Consider the following 20,037-nt stretch of genomic DNA (forward strand, 5'->3'; position numbering starts at 1 on the left):
TATTATAAATCAATCCGGCTGTAGATGCGCAGCCGGAAGATTAATCAAGGTGAAATCATTGTTGATGTCGATTGGGGAGTGGATTTATTATTTGGATAAATAGCTGACATGATGTTGTTGCTAAAAAATACTCCCAAGTTGCCTAATGTGCTTTTTAGGCTAGTAGCTAACTCAGTTGCTGAATCCAGGATAGTTGCGCCTGGAGTTTGATTTGAAGAAACAGATTCACACTTATACGGATTTTGTTCGGGTAAAGAATGAGTAAATTCTTTGCTGATAGGGCTGAAATGAGCAGAGTCTTCATCGAATTCCTTGAGTAAAGATTCAACCTCATTGCGAGCTCCTTTCATTAGTTGCATTTCTAGCAAACGAAAACGATTCGCGATTAAAAGTTGCTGATTTTTTATAAGCCAGGCATCCAATGTTAAGTCATTTTTGCTTTCTAGTAACAGATAGTGAAATAAGCGATGGAGTTTTTGACGAATTTTAAGCTCGTTTTTTGGATTGGATTGCAATGAAAATATACTCAATGCTTCGATTAATTCATTAAGTTTTTGTTGGGTGTAACCTGATTTTATGTCATCGAGGATAATCGACAGATTTGTTTCAAGTTTGGTAGTGAAATATTTTCTTTGTTGAAGAAGAGGGGAGGTTTTTTTTTCGCTTGGCTTTATTGGCGAGTCAATTGCTGCAACAAAGGTAGGTGGGTTGGGGGAAAAAAAACCAGTCCAGCCATAATACCAACATCGTTTCAATCGTGAAATCAGTTGAGCGATAAATCCGGTATTTTCACCAAAACTTAACTCGATTTTTGCTTCAGTTAAAGCTTGAGTCGCTATACTGATAATTTCCTTGTGTTTATTTGGATTTAATTTTTTTAGAGCTCCCTCGCATAAATCAATAACTCTGGCATAGCTGTCTTCGCTAGCTTGTGCCCCAAAATGCCGGATAGTTCTTTTCGCATCATAGACAAATAAAGAAAAATTAATTTGCTCATCATGTAATTCAGGATAGTTTAGAAACGCTGTGAATATAGCCTCTCTAACAGAAGCTGATATATCGCTTAAAGACATGAGAACAATTAAATGATATATCGAACGCCGATGTATTTCAGTGCATCCTTCTTGAACATAGTAACTTAAATAATCATTGATGATTTTGGAAAGTACTTGCTTATCGCCTTTATAATGCATTAAAAAATAATCTATCGATTTCACTGTTCTCTTGTTTTTTATTAATTTATTAATTAAAGGATGTTCAGGAATATCATTGGTCGGTGTCATTACAGAGCTTTCGCTAATTTTGATGCCGCAGAAGATGCTGCTTAAAAGACTTTTTTCTTTTGATTTAGTTGGAATTTTTGGGGCTAGCTGGACCAGTTGTGTCATGCTCGTGATGTTTATGCGTGAATCATTATAAAATAAGCTCGAATCACCGGATTGTGCTGATGCTCGCAAGTAGTAATTGGTCAGATAGGCGATTTTATTATTTAACTCTTTAAACTCTTCCAGATTATTTAAACAAATCAGGAGTTGCATCGCTTGAGGTGAGAATTGGTAATTACGGTTTAATAATTTATAAACCAATAACTTGATGTAAGTTACATACGCGTCATGATGTTGGCCATAGAGATAGCGTTGAATAGCGGTAATTAGTCGTTTTTCTTCATTTTGGTTGATCAAAAGAGGATGAGTCGGATCAAATAATTCGAGATGTTCTACCATATTCATAATAATGGTTTCCTTTTTTGTGGAATCCATTTTATTAAGTTCGTCAACAACATGAACATCTACCAGGTTCATCAAATGGGCTAAAATAAAATGCGCATTTGGCCTGGATGAGTAATGATTTAGCCAATAGGCAATCATGTCAGGCTTTGGATATTTAAGTAGTATTTTTTCAACCTGTTTTTCTGACAACTGATGAAAATGAGGGATTGAACAGAGTAAAGTAACACATGCTTCAGGTTGTAGAAGTTCTATTTGTGCCACAGTCAAACAGCTCAGGTTTAATTGGTGGATTAGTGGATTAAGCCGAGGTGGTGAGTGAAATTCACTTTGATTTAAATGGGCTAGAAATGATTTTTCTTTTAAATTGTCCAGGTACTCCTTTTTGCTTAATAGACAGGTAATTAATAATGATTTAATCTGGCTATCCTGCGCTAAAGCAATTAATTCAAGTATTTGTTGGTAGTTAAATTTATTAGCGTTTAACGCATAGATAAAATCGAGCTGACTTTCTTTACTATTGTTGATGCTGGCTAAATAATCCTTATTTAAGATGGCTATTTTTAACAAATCAAAATTTAATAGTTCATTTCTTTTCATATGATTCTCCAGCCAGCTCCATGAGCCGAGTTTAATAATATCAGGTAAAGTCGTTTGATCAGGTGCAACTATAAGACAATGATTGCAAAGCCAATTGATTTGTGAGGTGGTGAAGTTTTCACGCTGAATCAATATTTTTTTGAGGGTGTAGGGGAGCAGCTTTTGCTCGACAATGTGTTTCAAAAGGAGGACTATCTCTGGGGACGATTGAAGTTGATCAGGATTTAATTGACTGAGCCATTTTATAAATATTTCCGTTTTAATCAGCGGATCATTAAGCGATAAAAATGATTTTAGAGCTTGCTCCCAGGAAAGAGTTTGATTTAGAGATGGTCTATTTAAATCTGCGATAAGTAATAAGCTGGCAAGAATATCATTTTTTGAGACAGGTTTATCAAAATCAACCACTTGATCCTCCTTGACCGAAATGTCAAAACTACTCTATCAACTTTAATACCCATTTCGTTCATGTTAAGCCACGGAATATAATATTCACAAATTCTCTCGATGGAATCTTTACAGGACTTAAGCAACCCCGAATCTTTGCGTAAAAACCAGTTTTTAATTCGGTCATTTAGTTTATCTAAACTCCCTCATTAAAAATATTTTTTGCCTTGACCTTAGCGTTTTTCCTAAGTCCTGTTTTATATTTGTGGATTAATTCAGAATAACTGTTTGAAAAAAAAATTCAATACTTGTTTTAATTTTGTGAATTTTGTTATGAAAGTAATGTACCCTCATACACAAAAGCAGCAGGTCCAGTTAATATAATGGGAGCAGTGGGACAAGGCCATTGGATGCACAAATCTCCTCCTGGCAAATGAACGGTGATTTTGTCTGACAGGTTGTAAAATAAACGTGCTATTGCTGCCGCAGCAACCGCACCACTACCACAAGCAATCGTTTCACCACAACCCCTTTCGTAGACACGTAAGTTGATTTTTTCATGATTAATAATTTGCATAAATCCAACGTTGACTTGCTCTGGGAATTGCGGGTGGAAACTAATCTGTTGTCCCAAACTGTTTACAGGGGCTGTATCTATATTTTCAACCAACAATACAGCATGAGGATTGCCTACACTTATCGCATGAAGATTCACTGTATTGCCGTTATTTAATTCAAGTGAATATTCTGGGGATTGGCGATCAGCAAGTAAAGGAATTTCACCTGGGGCTAGTCTGGGAACGCCCATATTGACACTCACGCTGTTATCCTCATTGATGATTAAATCCATGAGCGTAGTTTTAGTTGCTACTGTCAATTTATTTTTTGCTGTTAAACCATAATATCTGGCAAAAAGAGCTATGCATCGCGCCCCATTACCGCATTGACCTACTTCTTGCCCATCGGCGTTGAAGATTCGATAATTAAAATCAATTCCTTCGGTTTGACTGGATTCTATTAGTAAACATTGGTCAAACCCTATACCGGTATGGCGATTGGCTAGTTTTTGTATTTGCTCAACAGTGAGTTGAATAGATTGGTTGACTCCATCCAATACAATGAAGTCATTGCCTAAACCATGCATTTTGGTAAATTTTATTCCCATAGGATGTCTCTATTGATTGGTTGTTGTTTTCTTTTCTTGTTCAGGCAAATACAAAGGTCCTTTTTGCCCACAAGCTGACAAACACAAAGAAGTCAGGGTGACAACGATGAGTAATAATGCGAAATAAATGTGTCTCATAGGGTATTATTATAGAGTTAAATTTTAATTATATGAGATTTGCTTTGAAACTCAATGATTCATTCTTCTTGTTATTTTATATGTGAATATTTTGAGCTTGAGTAAGACAGGCAGATAGCTTATTCCGTATTTTGTGTCTTTCTTTAGTGAAGTAGTGCTTAGGTATGGCGTGTCTGAAAAGAGAGAAATCTATTATTGGATGCCTCGAGTATCTCTTCCAAAGAGTGTTGATTATCCATGAGCAATTGATGCAACACTTCAAGTTCCTTTTTAGGTAGTCTATTTGAACATTCAATAAAATAACTGTTTTTTCCATCTCTGTACCAGTATATGAAAATCGTATTTTGTGAAATGACACCTTTGCCAGGACTTCCATATAACCTGTTTGTATTGGAACCATGCAGATCAGTTCGGGGGGAATAAAAGCGATAATTTATTTGGTTGCGATTATGGCTTTGCTGGATTTGCTCAATGAACCCGCAGTCAGAAGCCAGTTTTCTTGCTAAAAACAAAATACTCATAAAACAGGACAACATACAAAATAAACATAATGATAAAGATTTATACAATAAAGTCAATAGGTATTAGAATTACCAGCGTCAATATGCCTATAAATTGTTCAATATATTTTTAAATGTTAAACTTGCGCTGCTCTATTGCATTGGCGATAATTTACGTTTTTGCGTGGAGAATTTGTTTTGAGCGTTTATATGAAGGAACCTTTAGAGAAAGCACAAGCTTGTGTCATATGGATGCATGGGTTGGGGGCTGATGCCTCTGATATGATGGGTTTAGCTGATCAGCTAACAATAGAAGATACCGCTTTAAGGCATGTATTTCTTGATGCTCCTCGAAGACCAGTGACTCTGAATGGAGGAATGGTTATGCCTGCGTGGTATGATATTTATGGATTAGGCTTTGTCGATGAAGAAGATAAGTTTGGCATTGAGCAATCTGAATTGTTAATACGCAAGGTGGTTGACGCTCAATATAATTGTGGCTTTAAACCGCATCAAATCTTTTTAGCTGGCTTTTCTCAAGGGGGAGCTATGGCATTGCACACGGCTCTTCATATGACCGAGCGATTATGCGGCGTTATTGCATTGTCCGCTTATTTGCCCTTGGCTAAGCATAATAAGCCGCAACTTGATAAGAATACTCCCATCTTTATGGGAGCAGGACAATTTGATCCTTTAGTTCTGCCAAAATGGACTCTACAGAGTAAGGATTGGCTCTTGGCTAATGGGTATAATGAAGTCTCTTTTCATCAATACCCTATGGAACATTCCATATGTTTTGAAGAAATTAAAGATCTTAGCCTTTGGCTTAATAAGCAGGTTCAAGGAGTTTTACAATGACAATAGTAAAAAGGTCAAGAACAGTACCTTATTCTTGTGAGCAAATGTATGGACTGGTTAATGATGTTGAACATTATTCCGAGTTTCTACCTTATTGTGCGGAAAGCAAAATACTTCATCGTGACAATGATGAAGTCCAGGCGACTTTAGTGATAGCAGCTGCTGGAATGAGTAAGTCATTCACTACTCGTAATCGATTGCAAACTAACAAAATGATTGAAATTCGTCTGGTTGATGGTCCTTTTAGTCATTTAGAGGGATTTTGGCGTTTTGATCAGGAAGAAAAAGGGTGCAGAATTTCTTTTGATTTGGAGTTTGAGTTTGCCGGGAAAATATTTTCCATGCTTCTTGGTCCTATATTTGATCAGATAACCGATAAAATGGTTGACGCATTTTGCGAAAGAGCCGAGGTCATTTATGGTAAAAGTTGAATTAGTCTATATAGCGAATTCTAAAAATTGCCTGCATTACAAAATGGATTTAAAACAGGGAGCTACAGTTGAAGAGGCACTCATTGAATCAAATATTTATTCAACTTGTCCTGAAACGAGAGAATTACCCGTAGGAGTATACGGGAAGCGGGTTTCTGTGGACCAGGTATTGAAAGAAGGAGATCGAATTGAGATTTATAGGCCATTGATACTCGACCCCAAAGAAAAACGCCGTAAATTAGCACAGTTTAAAAAATAGAGGCAAATTAGGCATTTTAATCTACACTGAACTCTTAAAAAACAATTTTCCCCTTGTCTAATCACTTAGGCAAGGGGGAGATATTAAATTACGGCTTATGTTCTATTTTTACTAAAGAACCTCTGGAAAAATATAACACAACATTACGAATTTCCAGGTTACCTTTGCCTCGTCGCCAGGTATAAGCATAATCCCACCTATCATTGTTGAATGTTGGACTCATTATGCTGGTACCCATTAAGATTGCAACGTCATTCTTACTCATGCCTGTTTTTAACCGGGCAATTTTGGATTGAGGCAACAAATTACCTTGCTGAGTAATGCGTCTTGAGAAGTCATATGATGCACATTGGGTTAAGGTTAATGTTAAAATGAAACAAATAAAAAAAGTCATTATTCGCATTTTTTTGCCTACCATGAAAAATTTCGCCATAATAACATGTCATTTATTGAAAGGCACCTGTCATCATGTGGAATTTGGTATTTGCCATTATTCGGCCAGACTAAGTTTTAAGGCCGCTAATGGTTTTTAGAGCATGAAAATTATTTTAGGCCTTGATGCTAATTATTAATCCAATTTTGCTGGAATAATGATCAAAGCTCGAAATTCGTTACAGTTAAGGAGCACAAGTGGAAGAGAGTCAACAGTTAAAAGACGCTGGATTAAAAATCACATTACCTCGTATCAAGGTATTGCAAATATTGGAGCAATCAAGAAACCATCATTTGAGTGCAGAAGCAGTCTATAAAGCCTTATTGGAATCGGGTGAGGATGTTGGTTTAGCTACTGTGTATAGAGTTCTTACTCAATTTGAAGCAGCGGGATTAGTATCGAGACATAATTTTGAAGGAGGACACTCGGTGTTTGAGTTGTCTCAGGGCGAACATCATGACCATCTTGTTTGTGTTAAGTGTGGGCGGGTAGAGGAATTTGTAGATGAAATAATAGAACAAAGACAAAAAGCAATTGCCGAACGTGCTCATTTTAAAATGACAGATCATGCGCTAAACATATATGGTATATGTCCGCAGTGTCAATGACTTTGATATTTTAACTGGATTGGCCTGTCACCTCACGGAATATTATAAGCGTATTTACTATATTCTTTTGCAGTGCTTTATCATTACAATAATCAGAGTGTTTTGGTAAAACGTTATTTTCTTTAAGGATTCATCACATGGAGTTTGATTATATTATTGTTAGTGATGGTAGCCCAGGATAGGCTTTTGCTTCCAGGTTAAGTGCCGATCCCATCAATAAATTATTGTTGCTGGAAGCGGAAGATAGCCTATTTCTGGAAATGCCAATCCGCTTGCAATGAGAATCGCAGAACAATTATCACACTATATTCTAATTCTTCGTGAGAGCCTCCTATTCTAAATGGAATTTGGGCGGTAAAGAGTAACACTGTAAACTAGTCTATACTTGAAATTATAATGAAGTTGCTTGGGTTTTGAATTAATTATGCATCAAAAGAAGCGGTCTTCATTGGAACTTGAAGACTTGTTGTAGTTATTTGAGGGATCCTTAAGAACTATTCCATTCAATATCCTGGCGGTGATGTGCTTGCTTTGGGTTTTATCTATACGAACGAGATTCCAATCAAACTGGTTATTATCTGGTTTTTCTCATTTTAATTTTAAGTGTGATTCGGTGGGTAACTAGTCGAATTATAATCAGTAAAGAGTTTTACATCACAAAAGGAAAGCAGTCTTTAATTGGTTTTTTACTGCTGGATTTTTTTATGGGATTGGCTTGGAGTTTGAGCTACTTTATTTTTTCCCCTTATTTAAATGACACCAGTGAGTTTATTTTTGTATTCATTTCTTAATCAATTTATCTTCCCGCCTATTATGCTTACGTATTGCCAATGAATTTCCCAATTATTGCCTACAATTTGTATTTATTTCAGTTTGATAAAATAATTTTTGCTGTCATGTATTCGCTTTTTTTGATCATAGTATTGTTGACAGTAAGATTAAACTCAAAATTACTTTCCAAAGTGAGGGCATTATCTATAACCGATTCATTGACTGGATTATTTAACCGTCGTCATTTTGATATGGTGTTCAGCAATGAACTAAGCAGAGCGAAACGTAATAAATATCCTATCAGCCTGGTTTTCATTGATATAGATAATTTCAAGTATATTAATGATACTTTTGGTCATTCTGCAGGTGACAGGTTTTTAATTCATGTGTCAAATATCCTGAAACAAACGTTACGGCGCTCAAGCGATAGCATGTTTCGGATTGGTGGCGATGAATATGCTGCCATTCTTATTAATATGCCACCAAATGAAGTAACAACAGTTTGTGTTTCAATGCAAGAGCAGTTTAATAAAAAAAATCAATATAAAAATGTGTCGTTAAGTATGGGGGTCATAAGCATCGACTCTATGAGGGTAGTTGATCAACAAAGTGCCATTACTGCAGCGGATAAAACTCTTTATCAAGCAAAAAAAGCAGGGAAAAATCAAATTAAATCTAAATCGTTAGGCTAGCAAGAATTGAGAGTCAATTAAAATTGTTGGATTTGATTACAGCAAGTATAAGATAAGAGAATACAATTTTATTTCTCTTATGTCAGAGATGGCCTCTGGATTAATTACTTTTAACGTGAGTTATGGATAAGATGCTCGTTATCTTGGATTGTTTGAGCCGAGGGGGCATTTATGATGCCTCGCGAAGCCTTGTATGAAATTTAATGATTCTTGCCGGGGCTTCGAGAAGATGCTCATGTATCTTCTCAGCCCAAACGGTCCCTGGATATCGATTGCTTTTTATATAATCGCTATCCATAACTCACGTTACTTTTATTCAATGTTGATAGAATAGGAGTAACTTCCAAAGCCATCATAGGTGGTATTGATGTAACGAAGACCATTGCAGGAAGCACTGACAACAGGATGATTCATAAATGGACCGTCATTAATATCAAGTACGCACCAATTGGCATTGTCATAAGCTACAGTGACATGAGCATAGCCTGCTCGACAATCAAAACCATCTCTGATTACAAAGCTACGTGGTCCAACGATTTGTAATACGACATCTGAGTCATTATAACCACTGACCACATAAATTCCAGGGTGAGTTTTGTCACCTAAATGAAAAAAATCCTTGTACCCACAGAATGATTCATTGGCGTAGGCGTTGACCATTAAAAGGCTACTTGCTGCCAGTACTGTCCATTTTTTCATACGAAAATACCTTCTTATTGTTATTCAGGAAATCGAATTATAGGGAATCGATGGCTATTAAACAATCATCTTGTTCTTTTGTTTTTGAAAAACCTGTTCTGCAAGTGATTTCTGGAAAGGGTAGGAAATATTTCCTGTTAAAGAGATGTTCAGTTACCTTGTTTCGATTGATCTAATCGGATACGCTGACCTGTAGAGATTGAGAATCTCCACAATATTTTGAAGGGATAGAAACATTAAGTATCAGGAGGAAAAATGTATTCATCATTATTTCTAAAGAAGGACTTGGGGCATTTGCCTGAAAAAGTTATTTTTCTTGATTTTGACGGCACCGTTGCTCTTCCTGCAAGGAAGGAAAATGGAGAATATGATGTTCAGCCTGATGGGTCAATTGGAGCTACCCACCTAAATAAAGAAAAATTTAGACGTTTAGTACAGTTTTCTATTCACACTGATATTCCTTTGTACTTTTTGAGCGGACGTCCTGATCTTCAATCTTGTGTCGATTTAATGACTGATTTTATTGCAAGCGTTGATGGCTTCCATTCTGGTATTGGCGGGTTTAAAAAGGATTCTCTGTTTTTTATCAGTAAAATGATAATTGAAGAGGGGAAACTTATTCGAAAGGAAATAACGACAAAGGCTCAGGTGATTCAATCCGTGCATCATGAAAAATACAGTTATTTACCTAAGGAATCGATTTTACTGGTCGATGACATTCAAGAATACCTCGACCCAGTGCGGGAACTGGGTTATAACACTTTGTTGGCAAATCCGGAGAGTTTGGAGCATTTTAATGAAGTAGAGGAATTTATTGGGGTAACATTACAAAAAACTATCGCATTCAACACCTAGACAAGGTTATGGTAAATTAAAAGATTAAATCAAATATTTTTATGCGGATGGCGCTAATTGGTTTAACTCAATTGTTCCATTATTTTCAACAGAAGAAACTGGGGTAATTGCCCTGGATTCACTAGAGATAGCTGACTCATTGCCAGCAAATAATCCAAATCGTTTGGTCAATTCATTGATTTTAGGCTGGGTTTTTACAGAGCTTTCCAAATTATTAAATAGTTTTCTTCTCTCCGGAGTGTACAGGCAAAGCGCTTCCAATAAGGATAAGATGCATTGTTTTAAATAGGTAAAGCTAAAATAGCTTTCCTGTTTGTAATCCATGATGATTCTTTCAAAATTAGGATTTTTAACATGGAATGATATTTGGTCTACACGCTCTTTTGGCGTAAGGGTTCCATCTTCACTGATATCAACCAGTTTATTAATGAGCTCTGTCTTTTTCGCCAGTGTCTCTTCGCTTTCAAATGTCGAATTATTTTGCTCGATGGCAGCGGTAGAAAGACTAAAGTAGTTTTTAAATTGAGCTAAAGCGACTCTTACTGCATCAAGATGATAATATTTCTCAAAATTATCTCTTTCAAAATTTTTAATTTTTTCCTTTAGCAAATTTTTTATAGTTAAATTAATATCTTCTGCGGATTTTGAGCGTTGAATAATACTTTCTTTGAAAGTCAGTAAATATTCTCTAAGTTTTGTGCGATATTCCTTGTCAGTGTATTGTAAACCTATATGACGGTTGCAGAAAGCATCTAATTGTTTATTAAATGATTCTGTAGTGTATTCTTCTATATAAAGGAGATCTTCTTGTTCCTGAGTCGATCGTAACTCTTTAAGATAAGTCAACTTTTCTCTGGCAGTATTTGCTTTCATAAGATAAGTGGCTTTTAAGCCTTCATAATGATGGTAGCTTGAGATAATGAGAGGCTTAATGAGCGTTAATTTAGGTTCATACTCTTTCAGCTCTGAATTTAAAAGAGTGTCTAATTCATAATCTTTAGGATCAGGATCTGTATTCTGGGGTAATCTCTTTTGTAGTTTTACCAATTTGTACAGAGCTTTTTTATAAGTTTCGATTAATTCATCATCAGTGGTTTTGCCACCTTTTGTTTTGATAATTTCATATAGCTTGATGATATGTTTATAATTTTTTTCTATTTTATCCAAATGTTGTGTTGCATTTTCGAGTTTTTTATTCGTTGTTTTTATTCTTTGATCTATTGGTGTTTTATCACATATCATTCGAATATGTGCTTTGGAATGCAGCGCTAAAGGATGTAACAGGCCTTTATAATATTCATCCGTTATTGTTTTTAATGGTCCTGAGATAGTGCCTGGTACCAATCCTAATTTATCTTCCCATGCGTCCGCTTCCATCAGCATGGGTGTAAAAATCTTGGAGCGGAATTGATCCAGATTATTCATTACGGCGTCATGTGATGTGCTAATAAACTCATTCAGTTTGTTCGTCATTTCTCTATAGAGAGAATACATGGCAGGCGTTTGTAAGAATAATTTGAAATAGGAGTTTGAACTTTTAATGATATTTTCTACAGTAACGGTTGCTTTTTTTGCCTTTAAGTGTAAGTCGTTGAGTTCTTCTGTCGTGAGATAGTTGGTATTTCTTAAACTTCTAATGTGTTTTGGCGAAATATAAAAAGCATTGAGTGTATACCAGAGAGCATTGTATTTAATATCCTGGTTATAAGGTACTTCTAAGGGGGATACCTGATACGCATCACTGTGTTCTTGTATTGTTGCAATAAGAGTTTGCGCTTTTTCCAGTAACTCGCTTGCTATGAGCTTAAAATGAGGATCAACAGCGAGTTTTAGCGCTAATTTCTTAATTTCATTAATGTGATCATATGCTTGTATTAAATGATAGACATAAATGCTTTCGTAACTTCTGGTGTCGAGTTTTTCCAGTTCAACAACAATCTTTTCAACATGATAGAGGCTATTGAATATGCGTTTTATCGCAACAACCTGTTCACTCTGGGCAAGTTCTTTGTTGTGATCTTGCAATTCAGGGTAAGGTATTCCATTGGGTTGTTGTTTTAATTGTGCCCTCATCGCATTATTAAAAAACGAAATGACTTGATTAAGCTCCGTTCTGAACTCATGTATGCATTTAGAGAAATTGGTATGTTTAATTAAATGATGGGCTCTGCTTTCCAGTTTTTCATCATGTTCAAGTTCGGTTGAGTTATTTTCACTGGCAAATTTTTCCTGGGCCCATTTTAAATATTGATTACTCTTTTTACCCCATTGTAAATCAATTTCTGTAAAATAAATTTGAAAATGTTCATCCAGTTTTTCAAACAGGTCAACTGCCGGAGCATCATAGGTGGATGACTCATTAGAAAAGGAATGGACCAAAAATTTGTCAAAACTTATTGCGGAAGCTCTGAGTTCAGGAGGTATCCCATCGATAAAATAAGGTTGAAATATATTATATAAATTACGGCAGCGAGTTTTGGTCTCTTTATCAAGATTATTTAAATGGAGAATCCTGCCTTCCGTTTCAGCGATTGTCTTGGTTTGCTTTTTTAATAAGGTAATAAATTCGTTATATGCTTTGCTGGCAACTCTGAATTTTTCACGTTTGTTTCTATACCATTGATAGAGGTCAAGAGCCTGTTCAGATGTTAAATCCTCAGGATTAACCAGTATATTATGTCCTTTCTCTGGCCTGAATTTTAGTTTGTCCGTAGCGCCATTAGCAGGGTTTAGTGCTTTTGTCTCATCTAGAAGAAAGACATTCGTTTTTTCACTATAAGGAAATAAAACCAGATTTGTTTGTTTGTGAACAGATTCGATAAGGTCTCTATTCAATTCGATATGAAATTGTTGAGTGGCTTTCTTTTTGCTAATTAAAGTTTGTAATGCTTCCTTTTGCGCTAAAACAAAACTGGCGTGATCGGCAGGAAGAGTGCCTCTTAACCAACGCCACGGCTTCTTTAAATAAGAAGACCAGGATTCCGGGCCCTGAAAACTATCGATCAACAAAATATTGAGATCAGGATCCACATCCATCATATAAGGACTGATTATTTTGTAATATGTAATCAGTTGGTTTTTAATTTCTTTCGGTAATTGATGTATGGGTTGCTTATTATAGGGGGGGGTGTCCAATATTTTGTAAAAATTATCCAGAGCTTCTTGCGCTTTTTGAATTTTAAAAAGGGCTTTGTTAGCTTCATCAATTCGTTGATATGTTCTTTCCAGTCTTAAAGCGAGAAAACGGGAGTCCTCTATACTGAGTAACTCTTCTCCTTTTTCTTTGAAATTGACGGGTTTGGATGCGTAATAAATTAAAAGTTGGTATAGAGGTTTGATTTTTTCCATTAACGGAATGGACAGTGTGCCAGGCTTCAGCATGGCATTGTCTTCAATTTTATCTACTAATCCAAATAAAGTAGGTAATACAACGTATTTTAATTGAGCCAAATTATCACGAATGACATCCTGGGATGAATCGCTGAAATGTCCCATTTGTTCAACAGAGCTTGTCGCCAATGTGATGATATTACGGATAATGTGAATGTATTTTAAAACTTTAAGGGATATAAAAAAGTCATTCCCTTTCAGATGTTCCAGGTCATTTAGTAATTTTAATGATGCGTTTTGTAATTCTTCCAGCTTTTCATTATTTAGGGTAGGCTCTTTTTCTTTGATTTGCGAAGAGTATTGTTGAATGTATTGAGTTAATTTTTCTATATAACCAGGTAATACGGCACTGAATTGAGTGAGGAATTGGTAATCCCAATCTCCTGTTCTCGGTTGCATTTGCTCTAAGGCAATGCCTGTAACTTCTCCTGCTTTATAGCTTATAGGAAAATCCTTCCAAGACTCTGCCAAACGCTTGGTGCATTCCTGGTGTTCACCAGCAAAAGCTTGTAATTTTCCAATGACAGGGAGAATAAGATCAATCTCTTCCTTGAACATTTCCTGCAAATCAACATCGAGGTTAGTGATTAGATAACCGGCTTGATAGGCCTGGTGAATCGTGTTGCTATAAAGTAATTTGAGATCGGGGATAGTTCGTTTGATGTTCCCTATGTCAATATTCTCTAAATCCAGAAAAGCTAAACGGGCATGGTAAAGGGCGTTAATGAGTTTCTTGATTTGAGAAATATTTTCCGGATCAAGATCAAAATTGGTGAATGGAACCCCGTCTTTATTCATTTTTTCCAAGTAGGGGGCCAGTCTGGGGTTGAAATGTCCACTTTTTAAAGTCGCAAGGATTTTTGAATTAATTTTTTCAATTAATTTAGAGAATTGGTTTTGCTTAAAGGATTCTAAAAGCTTGATCTTTTCTGAAATCATTTCAATATTAAAAAAATTAACTTGTGATATTATAAAGAAAAATACTTAAGCAAATATTAACACATGATCAGTGCTTGTAAAAACTCAATCTTTTTTGTAAAAAAATTTTTTAATTCAGCCACTTGGTTTTTTTAAATTGCAACTTGAAAAAAATGTTGTCGCTTACCTCTCTGATTTTTGATAAGCCTTAATCGTGTTTGATACGCTCAATGGCAGTGTATTTTTGAGTGCGTCCAGGCTGTGGTTGTGAAAGACAAGTTTTTGATTGACCTCCAGTTCAATGCCTATGTATTCATGATGACTGTATTTTTTACGCAAGGATGTAGTAAAGCCATCACTGATTCCTTTATAAGGATAATTCATACGTACTTTTAATTGGGGGTGGAGTATTTTGATTTCTTTTTGCCATTGTCTGGCCAAGATTTTTTCTGAATTACTCCGAGGGTCATATAGAAGGCCAATGTCAGTCATGCGAATGATGTTGTTCATTACAGGAGTAAAACTGTGTGTGGACAGATGCCAAACTTGCAGTCCTTGGCTAATCAGTTGGTGAATGTGGTCCATGACGCGATTGCGAAACGGCAAATAGAATTCATCCAGTATTTTTTTCTTTTTGTCCGATGATAAATTTTTTGTAATCTCAGAAAAACAATGGGGATGATTGATACTCCTATTGCAATCAACCAAGAGCCTTGTACAGGTGGCTTGAAACAAACTGCAAGGGTTGTTTTTATGAATCGATTGTGCAATTTCTAGCGCACCAAAATCAATGCCTCTATGAGATTCTAATATGTCTTTATGAGGTTCAAACAGGGTTTGATATTCATAGGGAACTGTATTGACAGCATGTTCACAACTGATTAGAAGGGCTATATTTTTCATTATATCAGGGGGTAAATTGTTCATTACGAAGCAAACAATGGGCTAATTGCGTATACACTTGTTTTAAAGAATCATGATTGACACAGGAGCTACAAGCCTTGAGGATTCTTTCACTCAAATTTCCCTGTTTTAAAATAAGTTCAAGAGCCAGTTGCTGTTTCCTATCCAGTTCATGACTAATTCTTTCGATCAATAGTGACCAGATGGTATTGACTGACATCCCTTGAAGGGGTAATTGCCATTGCTCCAGTAATCGTTTGTTATCGATATGACAACTTAATCCGTTTTTTATGGTTTCATCAAAAACGTATTTTAAACTCTTGGTGTCGCATGGATTATCAAGATAAAAATTCGAGGTGCTTTGCCAGTATTTTAAAATGGCATTGATTGCTTTTGCTATGGCAATGTCTGCTTCTACACATTCCTGGCTGTCAAGAATGCGAATTTCAATAGCCTTCATGTCAAACTTGGGAATTGCAGCACGAGAATTTAGCCATTGATATTGTAATATACCTTCGGGATCATAAGGGCTAATGTCTCGATACATGGGTTCGAGAATTTGTTCCTGGTATTCCCTTTCTGTTCTAATAAACTCAGGAATAATATCGCCGCTGATGGAGGGAATGCGTTGCTGATTGCGACTATAAAAGTACAAGCGAGAATCCAGTAATCCTGTAGCTTGGCCATCAAGGAATGGAGTACTTGCCGCAATGGCGGGTAATAAAGGTAAAATCAAGCGTGTGGCGTTATGCAATTGACAAAATTCTTCTTCATTGGAATAAGGCAGGTTGACATGCATACTTTGCAAGTTTGCCCAGCCATGTCCCTGGCAATTGAAAATTGAATTAAATTGATTATAGATATCATGGTTACCATGAGGCCAGCGAATTGTTTCAGTATTTGGGTCCATCCAGGGATGAGCGCCAGTAGGTAATAGCAATAAATTGTGTTGAGCAAGAAGGGGCTGGAGCTCTCTAATGGTTTTCTGGAAATGTTCAGCTACTGGAACATGTAGTGGTTTGGGACCATTATTTTTTAACTCAAGGACATGCAATACTAATTCATTGCTTATCGCAATGTCTCCTAATTCTATTTCATTAACCTGATGACCTGCCAAAGCCCTTAGAATAAGATCGCTTTTAGGTTGGACATTTAAACTCTCTTTATCCACCAGCATATATTCTATTTCAATCCCCAAGACAGAAAAAATAGGAAAATCAGACATAACCATGTTTCCTGCGAATTCGTTGTAAGAAGACACTCATGATCTGCTCATACAGATTTTGGCCTAGTATTTTATCTTCAAGGCCATGATCAATATTGGGATTATCGTTCACTTCTATAACGTAGTATTTATTGCCATGACTTTTTATATCGACACCATATAATCCGTCACCAATCAAACGTGTACTTTTCAGAGCTATTTTAATAATCTGCTCTGGCACTTCATGAAGGGGTAGTGTTTCACTATCCCCCTCTTTATTTTCTTCCTGGCAATGCCAATCATAGATTTGCCAGTGACCTTTTGCCATAAAATAGCGGCAGGCAAAAAGTGCTTTATTATCAAGGATGCCGATGCGCCAATCAAATTCAGTCGGTATAAACGGTTGAACCACTACCAAATCAGAATTTTTAAAAAACTGGTTAAGAGATTTTTGTAAAGATTTTTCATCATCTATTTTAACCACGCCATGAGAAAAGGCGCTGTCAGGTTTTTTTAAAACACAGGGGAATTCAATCTTGGGTAATTCCTTATCATATTTGCTGATGAATAAGGTGTCTGGCGTCATGATTTGATGACTGCTTAAGAGCTCTGCAAGATAAACTTTGTTGGAGCATTTAATTATAGATTGTGGGTCATCAATAACGACCAAATTCTCCTGGGCTGCGCGTCGTGACACGCGATAAGTATAATGATTAACGGAAGTAGTTGCTCTGATAAAAAGAGCGTCGTATTCAGCGATTGCTTTTGCTTCATTTTTATCTATGATGTCAACGTTTAATCCCAGTTCCTCACCACAAGAAACAAAAAGTTCAAGGGCTTTTTTATTGGATGGGGCATTGGGTTCGGAGGGGTCGACAAGAATGGCCAAATCATGAAATCGTTGTTTTTTACGCCATTGATGAACTCTCTTTTTTGATAAATAATTTTCAGCTGATTGGCGCATAAACTCCAGATGATGCTCTGGTACATCCGACAAAGACAAAGGAACTACCGTTTTAATTCGCCATTGCTTTTTCTTTTCCAGATAAAAGCGAATGAGTGGTAAAGGAAAAAGACCATGGAGTTGTTTTGCCAATGTTGCATATCGCTTTGCCAGATTTTGGCCAAAATAGAGGCTTAAAACAAATTCATTGCCTTTGATATCGTGGAGACTGTGTTGTATTTCTTCATGAGTATCCTGAGAGATCAGTTTGGATAAACTGACGTTTAAAACATCCTGAATACTGTGTACAGAGGGTAATGCTTTGTGATCACGGGCTTGTGCAAGTAAAGATACATAATAGCCAATCGATTGGTAATTATAAGATCGGCATAAGTTAATGACCCGAAATGATTTATTTTGATGATACTCATCCCCACTAAGATATTCCAAGGCATGTACTATCGGGGCAAGCTCACTTAAAAAAGACCAGCTATCCAGATCATCAGTAACAATAACTGTTTGCATTTATCACTCTTTAGGTTCAATTATGAGTAGATTCGCATCATAAGTTAGTACACCAAGCATTATAGAGTTAATCAAGCGATTGATACTTACTTTATAATAATTGTTATGAGACAGTGGGTTTTCTGCATGAGGGTCAGCAATAATTACAAGGCGTTTTTTTACGTCATAACCGCACAGTACAACAAAATGCCCACAAGGCTCACCACGAATATCATCGTAAACTGATTTGCCTTCCGGAGTAAAGTATTCTCTTGCACTGCGATAGAGATAAGTAGCACTTAAGCCAGTTAAAATGGGGATTTTCTTATTAAAATAATTTTTTAACAAGTCCACGTTCAGTGATTTGGAGCGAATTGTTCCTCCCAGTTTTAAGTAGTCTAAATAGGCCAGAGAAGCTTTGGTGATATAAGGGTCATTTTTGTATTTCATTTGAGCTTCAAGTTTATCCATCAAAAAGGAGTTATTGACTTCACCATTATGAAACCAGGTGAGGTCAAATATATTCAGGTTATAGATGTAAACAGTTGTTCTAAATCCATGAAGAAGGGCATGTTTTCCCAACATAGGTGTTAAGGTGCCTCCTGAAAGAGATTTGTCCACTCCTTGAATGATTTCGTTTAATGGCAAATCCAAACCGTAGTATAAATAAATGGCGTGTAAGCTGGTTGGTCCGCAAGTTTCGTCATCAGGTTGAGTTTGTATTATTAGGTCAATCATAGGCAAATCCTTGCGGTAAAAATAGCGCCATCATGATTTAAAATTAGACATGAGTGGCTTCTTTGTCAAATGGTGTAATCAATTCAATAATAAGTGATTTTAGAAGACTGATAATCATGTGATATTTAAGAAAATGAGATTGAAAAAACAATTTTCATTTGTAGGCTTAATATTTGTATAATAATCGAACGCTGTTATTTTATAACTTTTAAAGAGAGTTCAAGGATAAAATCAGCAATTTCTTCTGGATGGGTCAAATAATTGATATAAGCTTTGATATGAATTGGTTTATTAATTCGTTCACCGGATTTTTTTGATTCTTCTATCATTTTTTTAACTACATCCCCTTCTGTGCATATAAAATAAACATCGGATTCAGGTCTACGCAGAAACTGGGCTTGAAAAGATTTAAATGCCAGGGATACTTTACATTTCGCTTGTTTAGCATGATAAAAACCATGTAATCCTCCAGCTATATCCGCACCAACTGCCAAGGCACCAAAATACATGGAATGCAGATGATTGCGGCTGCGTCTTGTCAATGGCAGTCGCACAACAATTTCATTATCGGTAAGCTGAATTAACTTAGGCTTTAAATAACCAATCAAGGCTACTTTAAAGTGGCTAAAAAACCATAAAAAGAATTTAAATTGGGTTAATGGACTCATGTATTTTCCTGAATTTCCAAATTGGTAACGATTTTTTTGACGCCAGGTATCTCATTTACGCGTTTAATGATGGCAGCAATGGAGCGCGCACTTTTTACATGCCCAGACAAGGTGACCTCGCCATTCGTTGTGCTGGCATTGATTCCAACCAATGGTATTGATTCATCATCCAGAATTTTGGCTTTTAGAACAGCAGTTTCAACTTCTGCCGTGATGAAGGCATCTGTGAAAGCGGTATTGACTTTCTTTATGTGGAGCTCTTTGGCATGAACCGCCTTGACACCTTTCGTGTTTTTGGCGATCTGCAAGGCATCTATGAAAGCCTGTTTATCAGGAGCATAGCCACTTAGAGTCACGATTCCCTTTTCTGTGTCAATTGAAATTTTTAATGGATTCAAGTGCCTGCTTTCGGCAAACTTTGCAGTAATTTTGGCAGTAATCACTGAATCACTTACTTCTTGTTCTATTTCCCGTAGATTGCTGGCATAAAATGTACTTGTAACAAAAATTAATGCAGTAGCCAAAATAAAATGCATACACTTAGGCATGGTTGTGTCCTCCAGTTGTTGCTTTTATCAGGACTTACGAAAAACCCCAATCTCTTTGTTAAAAAATGTTTTTAATTAGGTCATTTAGTGTATCTAAA

The 20,037-nt window shown here is 36.2% G+C and carries 19 protein-coding genes; 6 read left to right on the plus strand and 13 right to left on the minus strand.

Translation table 11 applies throughout. From position 1 onward, the window contains the following. Nucleotides 1-44 precede the first annotated feature (44 nt). The 4 genes from LPG_RS01825 to LPG_RS01840 form a co-directional block, all read right to left on the minus strand. Nucleotides 45-2,735 (minus strand): lpg0365 family Dot/Icm T4SS effector, encoded by a 2,691-nt coding sequence (locus LPG_RS01825; RefSeq protein ID WP_010946114.1) that lies wholly within the window; start codon nucleotides 2,733-2,735, stop codon nucleotides 45-47. A 310-nt stretch (nucleotides 2,736-3,045) separates the two neighbouring features. Further along, nucleotides 3,046-3,879 (minus strand): diaminopimelate epimerase, encoded by an 834-nt coding sequence (dapF, locus tag LPG_RS01830; RefSeq protein WP_010946115.1) that lies wholly within the window; start codon nucleotides 3,877-3,879, stop codon nucleotides 3,046-3,048. Between the two features lie 9 nt (nucleotides 3,880-3,888). Then, a complete protein-coding gene (gene lptM, locus LPG_RS01835; protein ID WP_015444868.1) occupies nucleotides 3,889-4,017 on the minus strand; it encodes an LPS translocon maturation chaperone LptM in 129 nt (42 codons plus the stop codon). A 158-nt stretch (nucleotides 4,018-4,175) separates the two neighbouring features. Next, nucleotides 4,176-4,538: a hypothetical protein gene (locus LPG_RS01840; RefSeq protein ID WP_015444867.1), complete on the minus strand. Its 363-nt coding sequence runs from the start codon at nucleotides 4,536-4,538 to the stop codon at nucleotides 4,176-4,178. Between the two features lie 189 nt (nucleotides 4,539-4,727). Here LPG_RS01840 and LPG_RS01845 point away from each other — a divergent pair, with 189 nt between their 5' ends. The 3 genes from LPG_RS01845 to LPG_RS01855 are packed head-to-tail and all read left to right on the plus strand — an operon-like array spanning nucleotide 4,728 to nucleotide 6,065. Further along, complete coding sequence (locus tag LPG_RS01845) at nucleotides 4,728-5,375, plus strand: alpha/beta hydrolase (RefSeq protein WP_015444865.1); 648 nt, start codon at nucleotides 4,728-4,730, stop codon at nucleotides 5,373-5,375. Further along, nucleotides 5,372-5,806: a type II toxin-antitoxin system RatA family toxin gene (locus LPG_RS01850; RefSeq protein ID WP_010946119.1), complete on the plus strand. Its 435-nt coding sequence runs from the start codon at nucleotides 5,372-5,374 to the stop codon at nucleotides 5,804-5,806. Before LPG_RS01845 ends, LPG_RS01850 begins: the two co-directional genes overlap by 4 nt. After that, a complete protein-coding gene (locus tag LPG_RS01855) occupies nucleotides 5,793-6,065 on the plus strand; it encodes an RnfH family protein (protein WP_010946120.1) in 273 nt (90 codons plus the stop codon). Before LPG_RS01850 ends, LPG_RS01855 begins: the two co-directional genes overlap by 14 nt. Nucleotides 6,066-6,153: 88 nt before the next feature. On the opposite strand, the gene LPG_RS01860 is transcribed toward LPG_RS01855, so the two are convergent. Continuing rightward, a complete protein-coding gene (locus LPG_RS01860) occupies nucleotides 6,154-6,498 on the minus strand; it encodes an outer membrane protein assembly factor BamE (RefSeq protein ID WP_010946121.1) in 345 nt (114 codons plus the stop codon). A 197-nt stretch (nucleotides 6,499-6,695) separates the two neighbouring features. Between LPG_RS01860 and fur the strand changes: the two genes are divergently transcribed. Next, a complete protein-coding gene (fur, locus tag LPG_RS01865) occupies nucleotides 6,696-7,106 on the plus strand; it encodes a ferric iron uptake transcriptional regulator (protein WP_011213031.1) in 411 nt (136 codons plus the stop codon). A gap of 830 nt (nucleotides 7,107-7,936) precedes the next feature. Continuing rightward, nucleotides 7,937-8,569: a GGDEF domain-containing protein gene (locus LPG_RS01870; RefSeq protein ID WP_015444862.1), complete on the plus strand. Its 633-nt coding sequence runs from the start codon at nucleotides 7,937-7,939 to the stop codon at nucleotides 8,567-8,569. 312 nt (nucleotides 8,570-8,881) lie between these two features. On the opposite strand, the gene LPG_RS01875 is transcribed toward LPG_RS01870, so the two are convergent. Further along, nucleotides 8,882-9,268 (minus strand): hypothetical protein, encoded by a 387-nt coding sequence (locus LPG_RS01875; protein ID WP_010946123.1) that lies wholly within the window; start codon nucleotides 9,266-9,268, stop codon nucleotides 8,882-8,884. 255 nt (nucleotides 9,269-9,523) lie between these two features. Between LPG_RS01875 and LPG_RS01880 the strand changes: the two genes are divergently transcribed. Then, on the plus strand, nucleotides 9,524-10,123 hold the full coding sequence (locus LPG_RS01880) for a lpg0375 family Dot/Icm T4SS effector (RefSeq protein ID WP_010946124.1): 600 nt from the start codon (nucleotides 9,524-9,526) through the stop codon (nucleotides 10,121-10,123). 39 nt (nucleotides 10,124-10,162) lie between these two features. On the opposite strand, the gene sdhA is transcribed toward LPG_RS01880, so the two are convergent. From sdhA to LPG_RS01915, 7 genes are all read right to left on the minus strand, one after another. Next, nucleotides 10,163-14,452 carry a Dot/Icm T4SS effector SdhA gene (gene sdhA, locus LPG_RS01885; RefSeq protein WP_010946125.1) on the minus strand — a complete coding sequence of 1,430 codons (4,290 nt, stop codon included), beginning with the start codon at nucleotides 14,450-14,452 and terminating at the stop codon, nucleotides 10,163-10,165. Nucleotides 14,453-14,614: 162 nt separating this feature from the next. After that, on the minus strand, nucleotides 14,615-15,358 hold the full coding sequence (locus LPG_RS01890) for an N-formylglutamate amidohydrolase (RefSeq protein ID WP_010946126.1): 744 nt from the start codon (nucleotides 15,356-15,358) through the stop codon (nucleotides 14,615-14,617). After that, nucleotides 15,339-16,559, minus strand: a complete 1,221-nt coding sequence (locus LPG_RS01895) for a carboxylate-amine ligase (RefSeq protein WP_015444859.1) — start codon at nucleotides 16,557-16,559, stop codon at nucleotides 15,339-15,341. Before LPG_RS01895 ends, LPG_RS01890 begins: the two co-directional genes overlap by 20 nt. After that, entirely contained in the window at nucleotides 16,552-18,006 is a 1,455-nt protein-coding gene (locus tag LPG_RS01900; protein WP_010946128.1) for a RimK family protein, read from the minus strand. The genes LPG_RS01895 and LPG_RS01900 overlap by 8 nt, the downstream gene beginning before the upstream one ends. 3 nt (nucleotides 18,007-18,009) lie before the next feature. Beyond that, a complete protein-coding gene (locus tag LPG_RS01905; protein ID WP_015444858.1) occupies nucleotides 18,010-18,723 on the minus strand; it encodes a C39 family peptidase in 714 nt (237 codons plus the stop codon). 194 nt (nucleotides 18,724-18,917) lie between these two features. Then, nucleotides 18,918-19,391 carry a PaaI family thioesterase gene (locus tag LPG_RS01910; RefSeq protein ID WP_010946130.1) on the minus strand — a complete coding sequence of 158 codons (474 nt, stop codon included), beginning with the start codon at nucleotides 19,389-19,391 and terminating at the stop codon, nucleotides 18,918-18,920. Beyond that, entirely contained in the window at nucleotides 19,388-19,939 is a 552-nt protein-coding gene (locus LPG_RS01915; RefSeq protein ID WP_015444857.1) for a BON domain-containing protein, read from the minus strand. The genes LPG_RS01910 and LPG_RS01915 overlap by 4 nt, the downstream gene beginning before the upstream one ends. Nucleotides 19,940-20,037: the final 98 nt, after the last annotated feature.

This window comes from Legionella pneumophila subsp. pneumophila str. Philadelphia 1 (assembly GCF_000008485.1).
Taxonomy (GTDB): domain Bacteria; phylum Pseudomonadota; class Gammaproteobacteria; order Legionellales; family Legionellaceae; genus Legionella; species Legionella pneumophila.

Excerpts from the sequence above, each read along its gene's own strand:
- LPG_RS01860 (WP_010946121.1), bottom strand. The coding sequence starts at position 6,498 with ATGGCGAAATTTTTCATGGTAGGCAAAAAAATGCGAATAATGACTTTT.
- LPG_RS01880 (WP_010946124.1), top strand. The coding sequence starts at position 9,524 with ATGTATTCATCATTATTTCTAAAGAAGGACTTGGGGCATTTGCCTGAA.
- LPG_RS01870 (WP_015444862.1), top strand. The coding sequence starts at position 7,937 with ATGAATTTCCCAATTATTGCCTACAATTTGTATTTATTTCAGTTTGAT.
- LPG_RS01890 (WP_010946126.1), bottom strand. The coding sequence starts at position 15,358 with ATGAACAATTTACCCCCTGATATAATGAAAAATATAGCCCTTCTAATC.
- LPG_RS01840 (WP_015444867.1), bottom strand. The coding sequence starts at position 4,538 with ATGAGTATTTTGTTTTTAGCAAGAAAACTGGCTTCTGACTGCGGGTTC.
- LPG_RS01875 (WP_010946123.1), bottom strand. The coding sequence starts at position 9,268 with ATGAAAAAATGGACAGTACTGGCAGCAAGTAGCCTTTTAATGGTCAAC.
- LPG_RS01905 (WP_015444858.1), bottom strand. The coding sequence starts at position 18,723 with ATGATTGACCTAATAATACAAACTCAACCTGATGACGAAACTTGCGGA.
- LPG_RS01910 (WP_010946130.1), bottom strand. The coding sequence starts at position 19,391 with ATGAGTCCATTAACCCAATTTAAATTCTTTTTATGGTTTTTTAGCCAC.
- LPG_RS01850 (WP_010946119.1), top strand. The coding sequence starts at position 5,372 with ATGACAATAGTAAAAAGGTCAAGAACAGTACCTTATTCTTGTGAGCAA.
- lptM (WP_015444868.1), bottom strand. The coding sequence starts at position 4,017 with ATGAGACACATTTATTTCGCATTATTACTCATCGTTGTCACCCTGACT.
- LPG_RS01900 (WP_010946128.1), bottom strand. The coding sequence starts at position 18,006 with ATGCAAACAGTTATTGTTACTGATGATCTGGATAGCTGGTCTTTTTTA.
- dapF (WP_010946115.1), bottom strand. The coding sequence starts at position 3,879 with ATGGGAATAAAATTTACCAAAATGCATGGTTTAGGCAATGACTTCATT.
- LPG_RS01845 (WP_015444865.1), top strand. The coding sequence starts at position 4,728 with ATGAAGGAACCTTTAGAGAAAGCACAAGCTTGTGTCATATGGATGCAT.
- sdhA (WP_010946125.1), bottom strand. The coding sequence starts at position 14,452 with ATGATTTCAGAAAAGATCAAGCTTTTAGAATCCTTTAAGCAAAACCAA.
- LPG_RS01895 (WP_015444859.1), bottom strand. The coding sequence starts at position 16,559 with ATGTCTGATTTTCCTATTTTTTCTGTCTTGGGGATTGAAATAGAATAT.
- LPG_RS01855 (WP_010946120.1), top strand. The coding sequence starts at position 5,793 with ATGGTAAAAGTTGAATTAGTCTATATAGCGAATTCTAAAAATTGCCTG.
- LPG_RS01915 (WP_015444857.1), bottom strand. The coding sequence starts at position 19,939 with ATGCCTAAGTGTATGCATTTTATTTTGGCTACTGCATTAATTTTTGTT.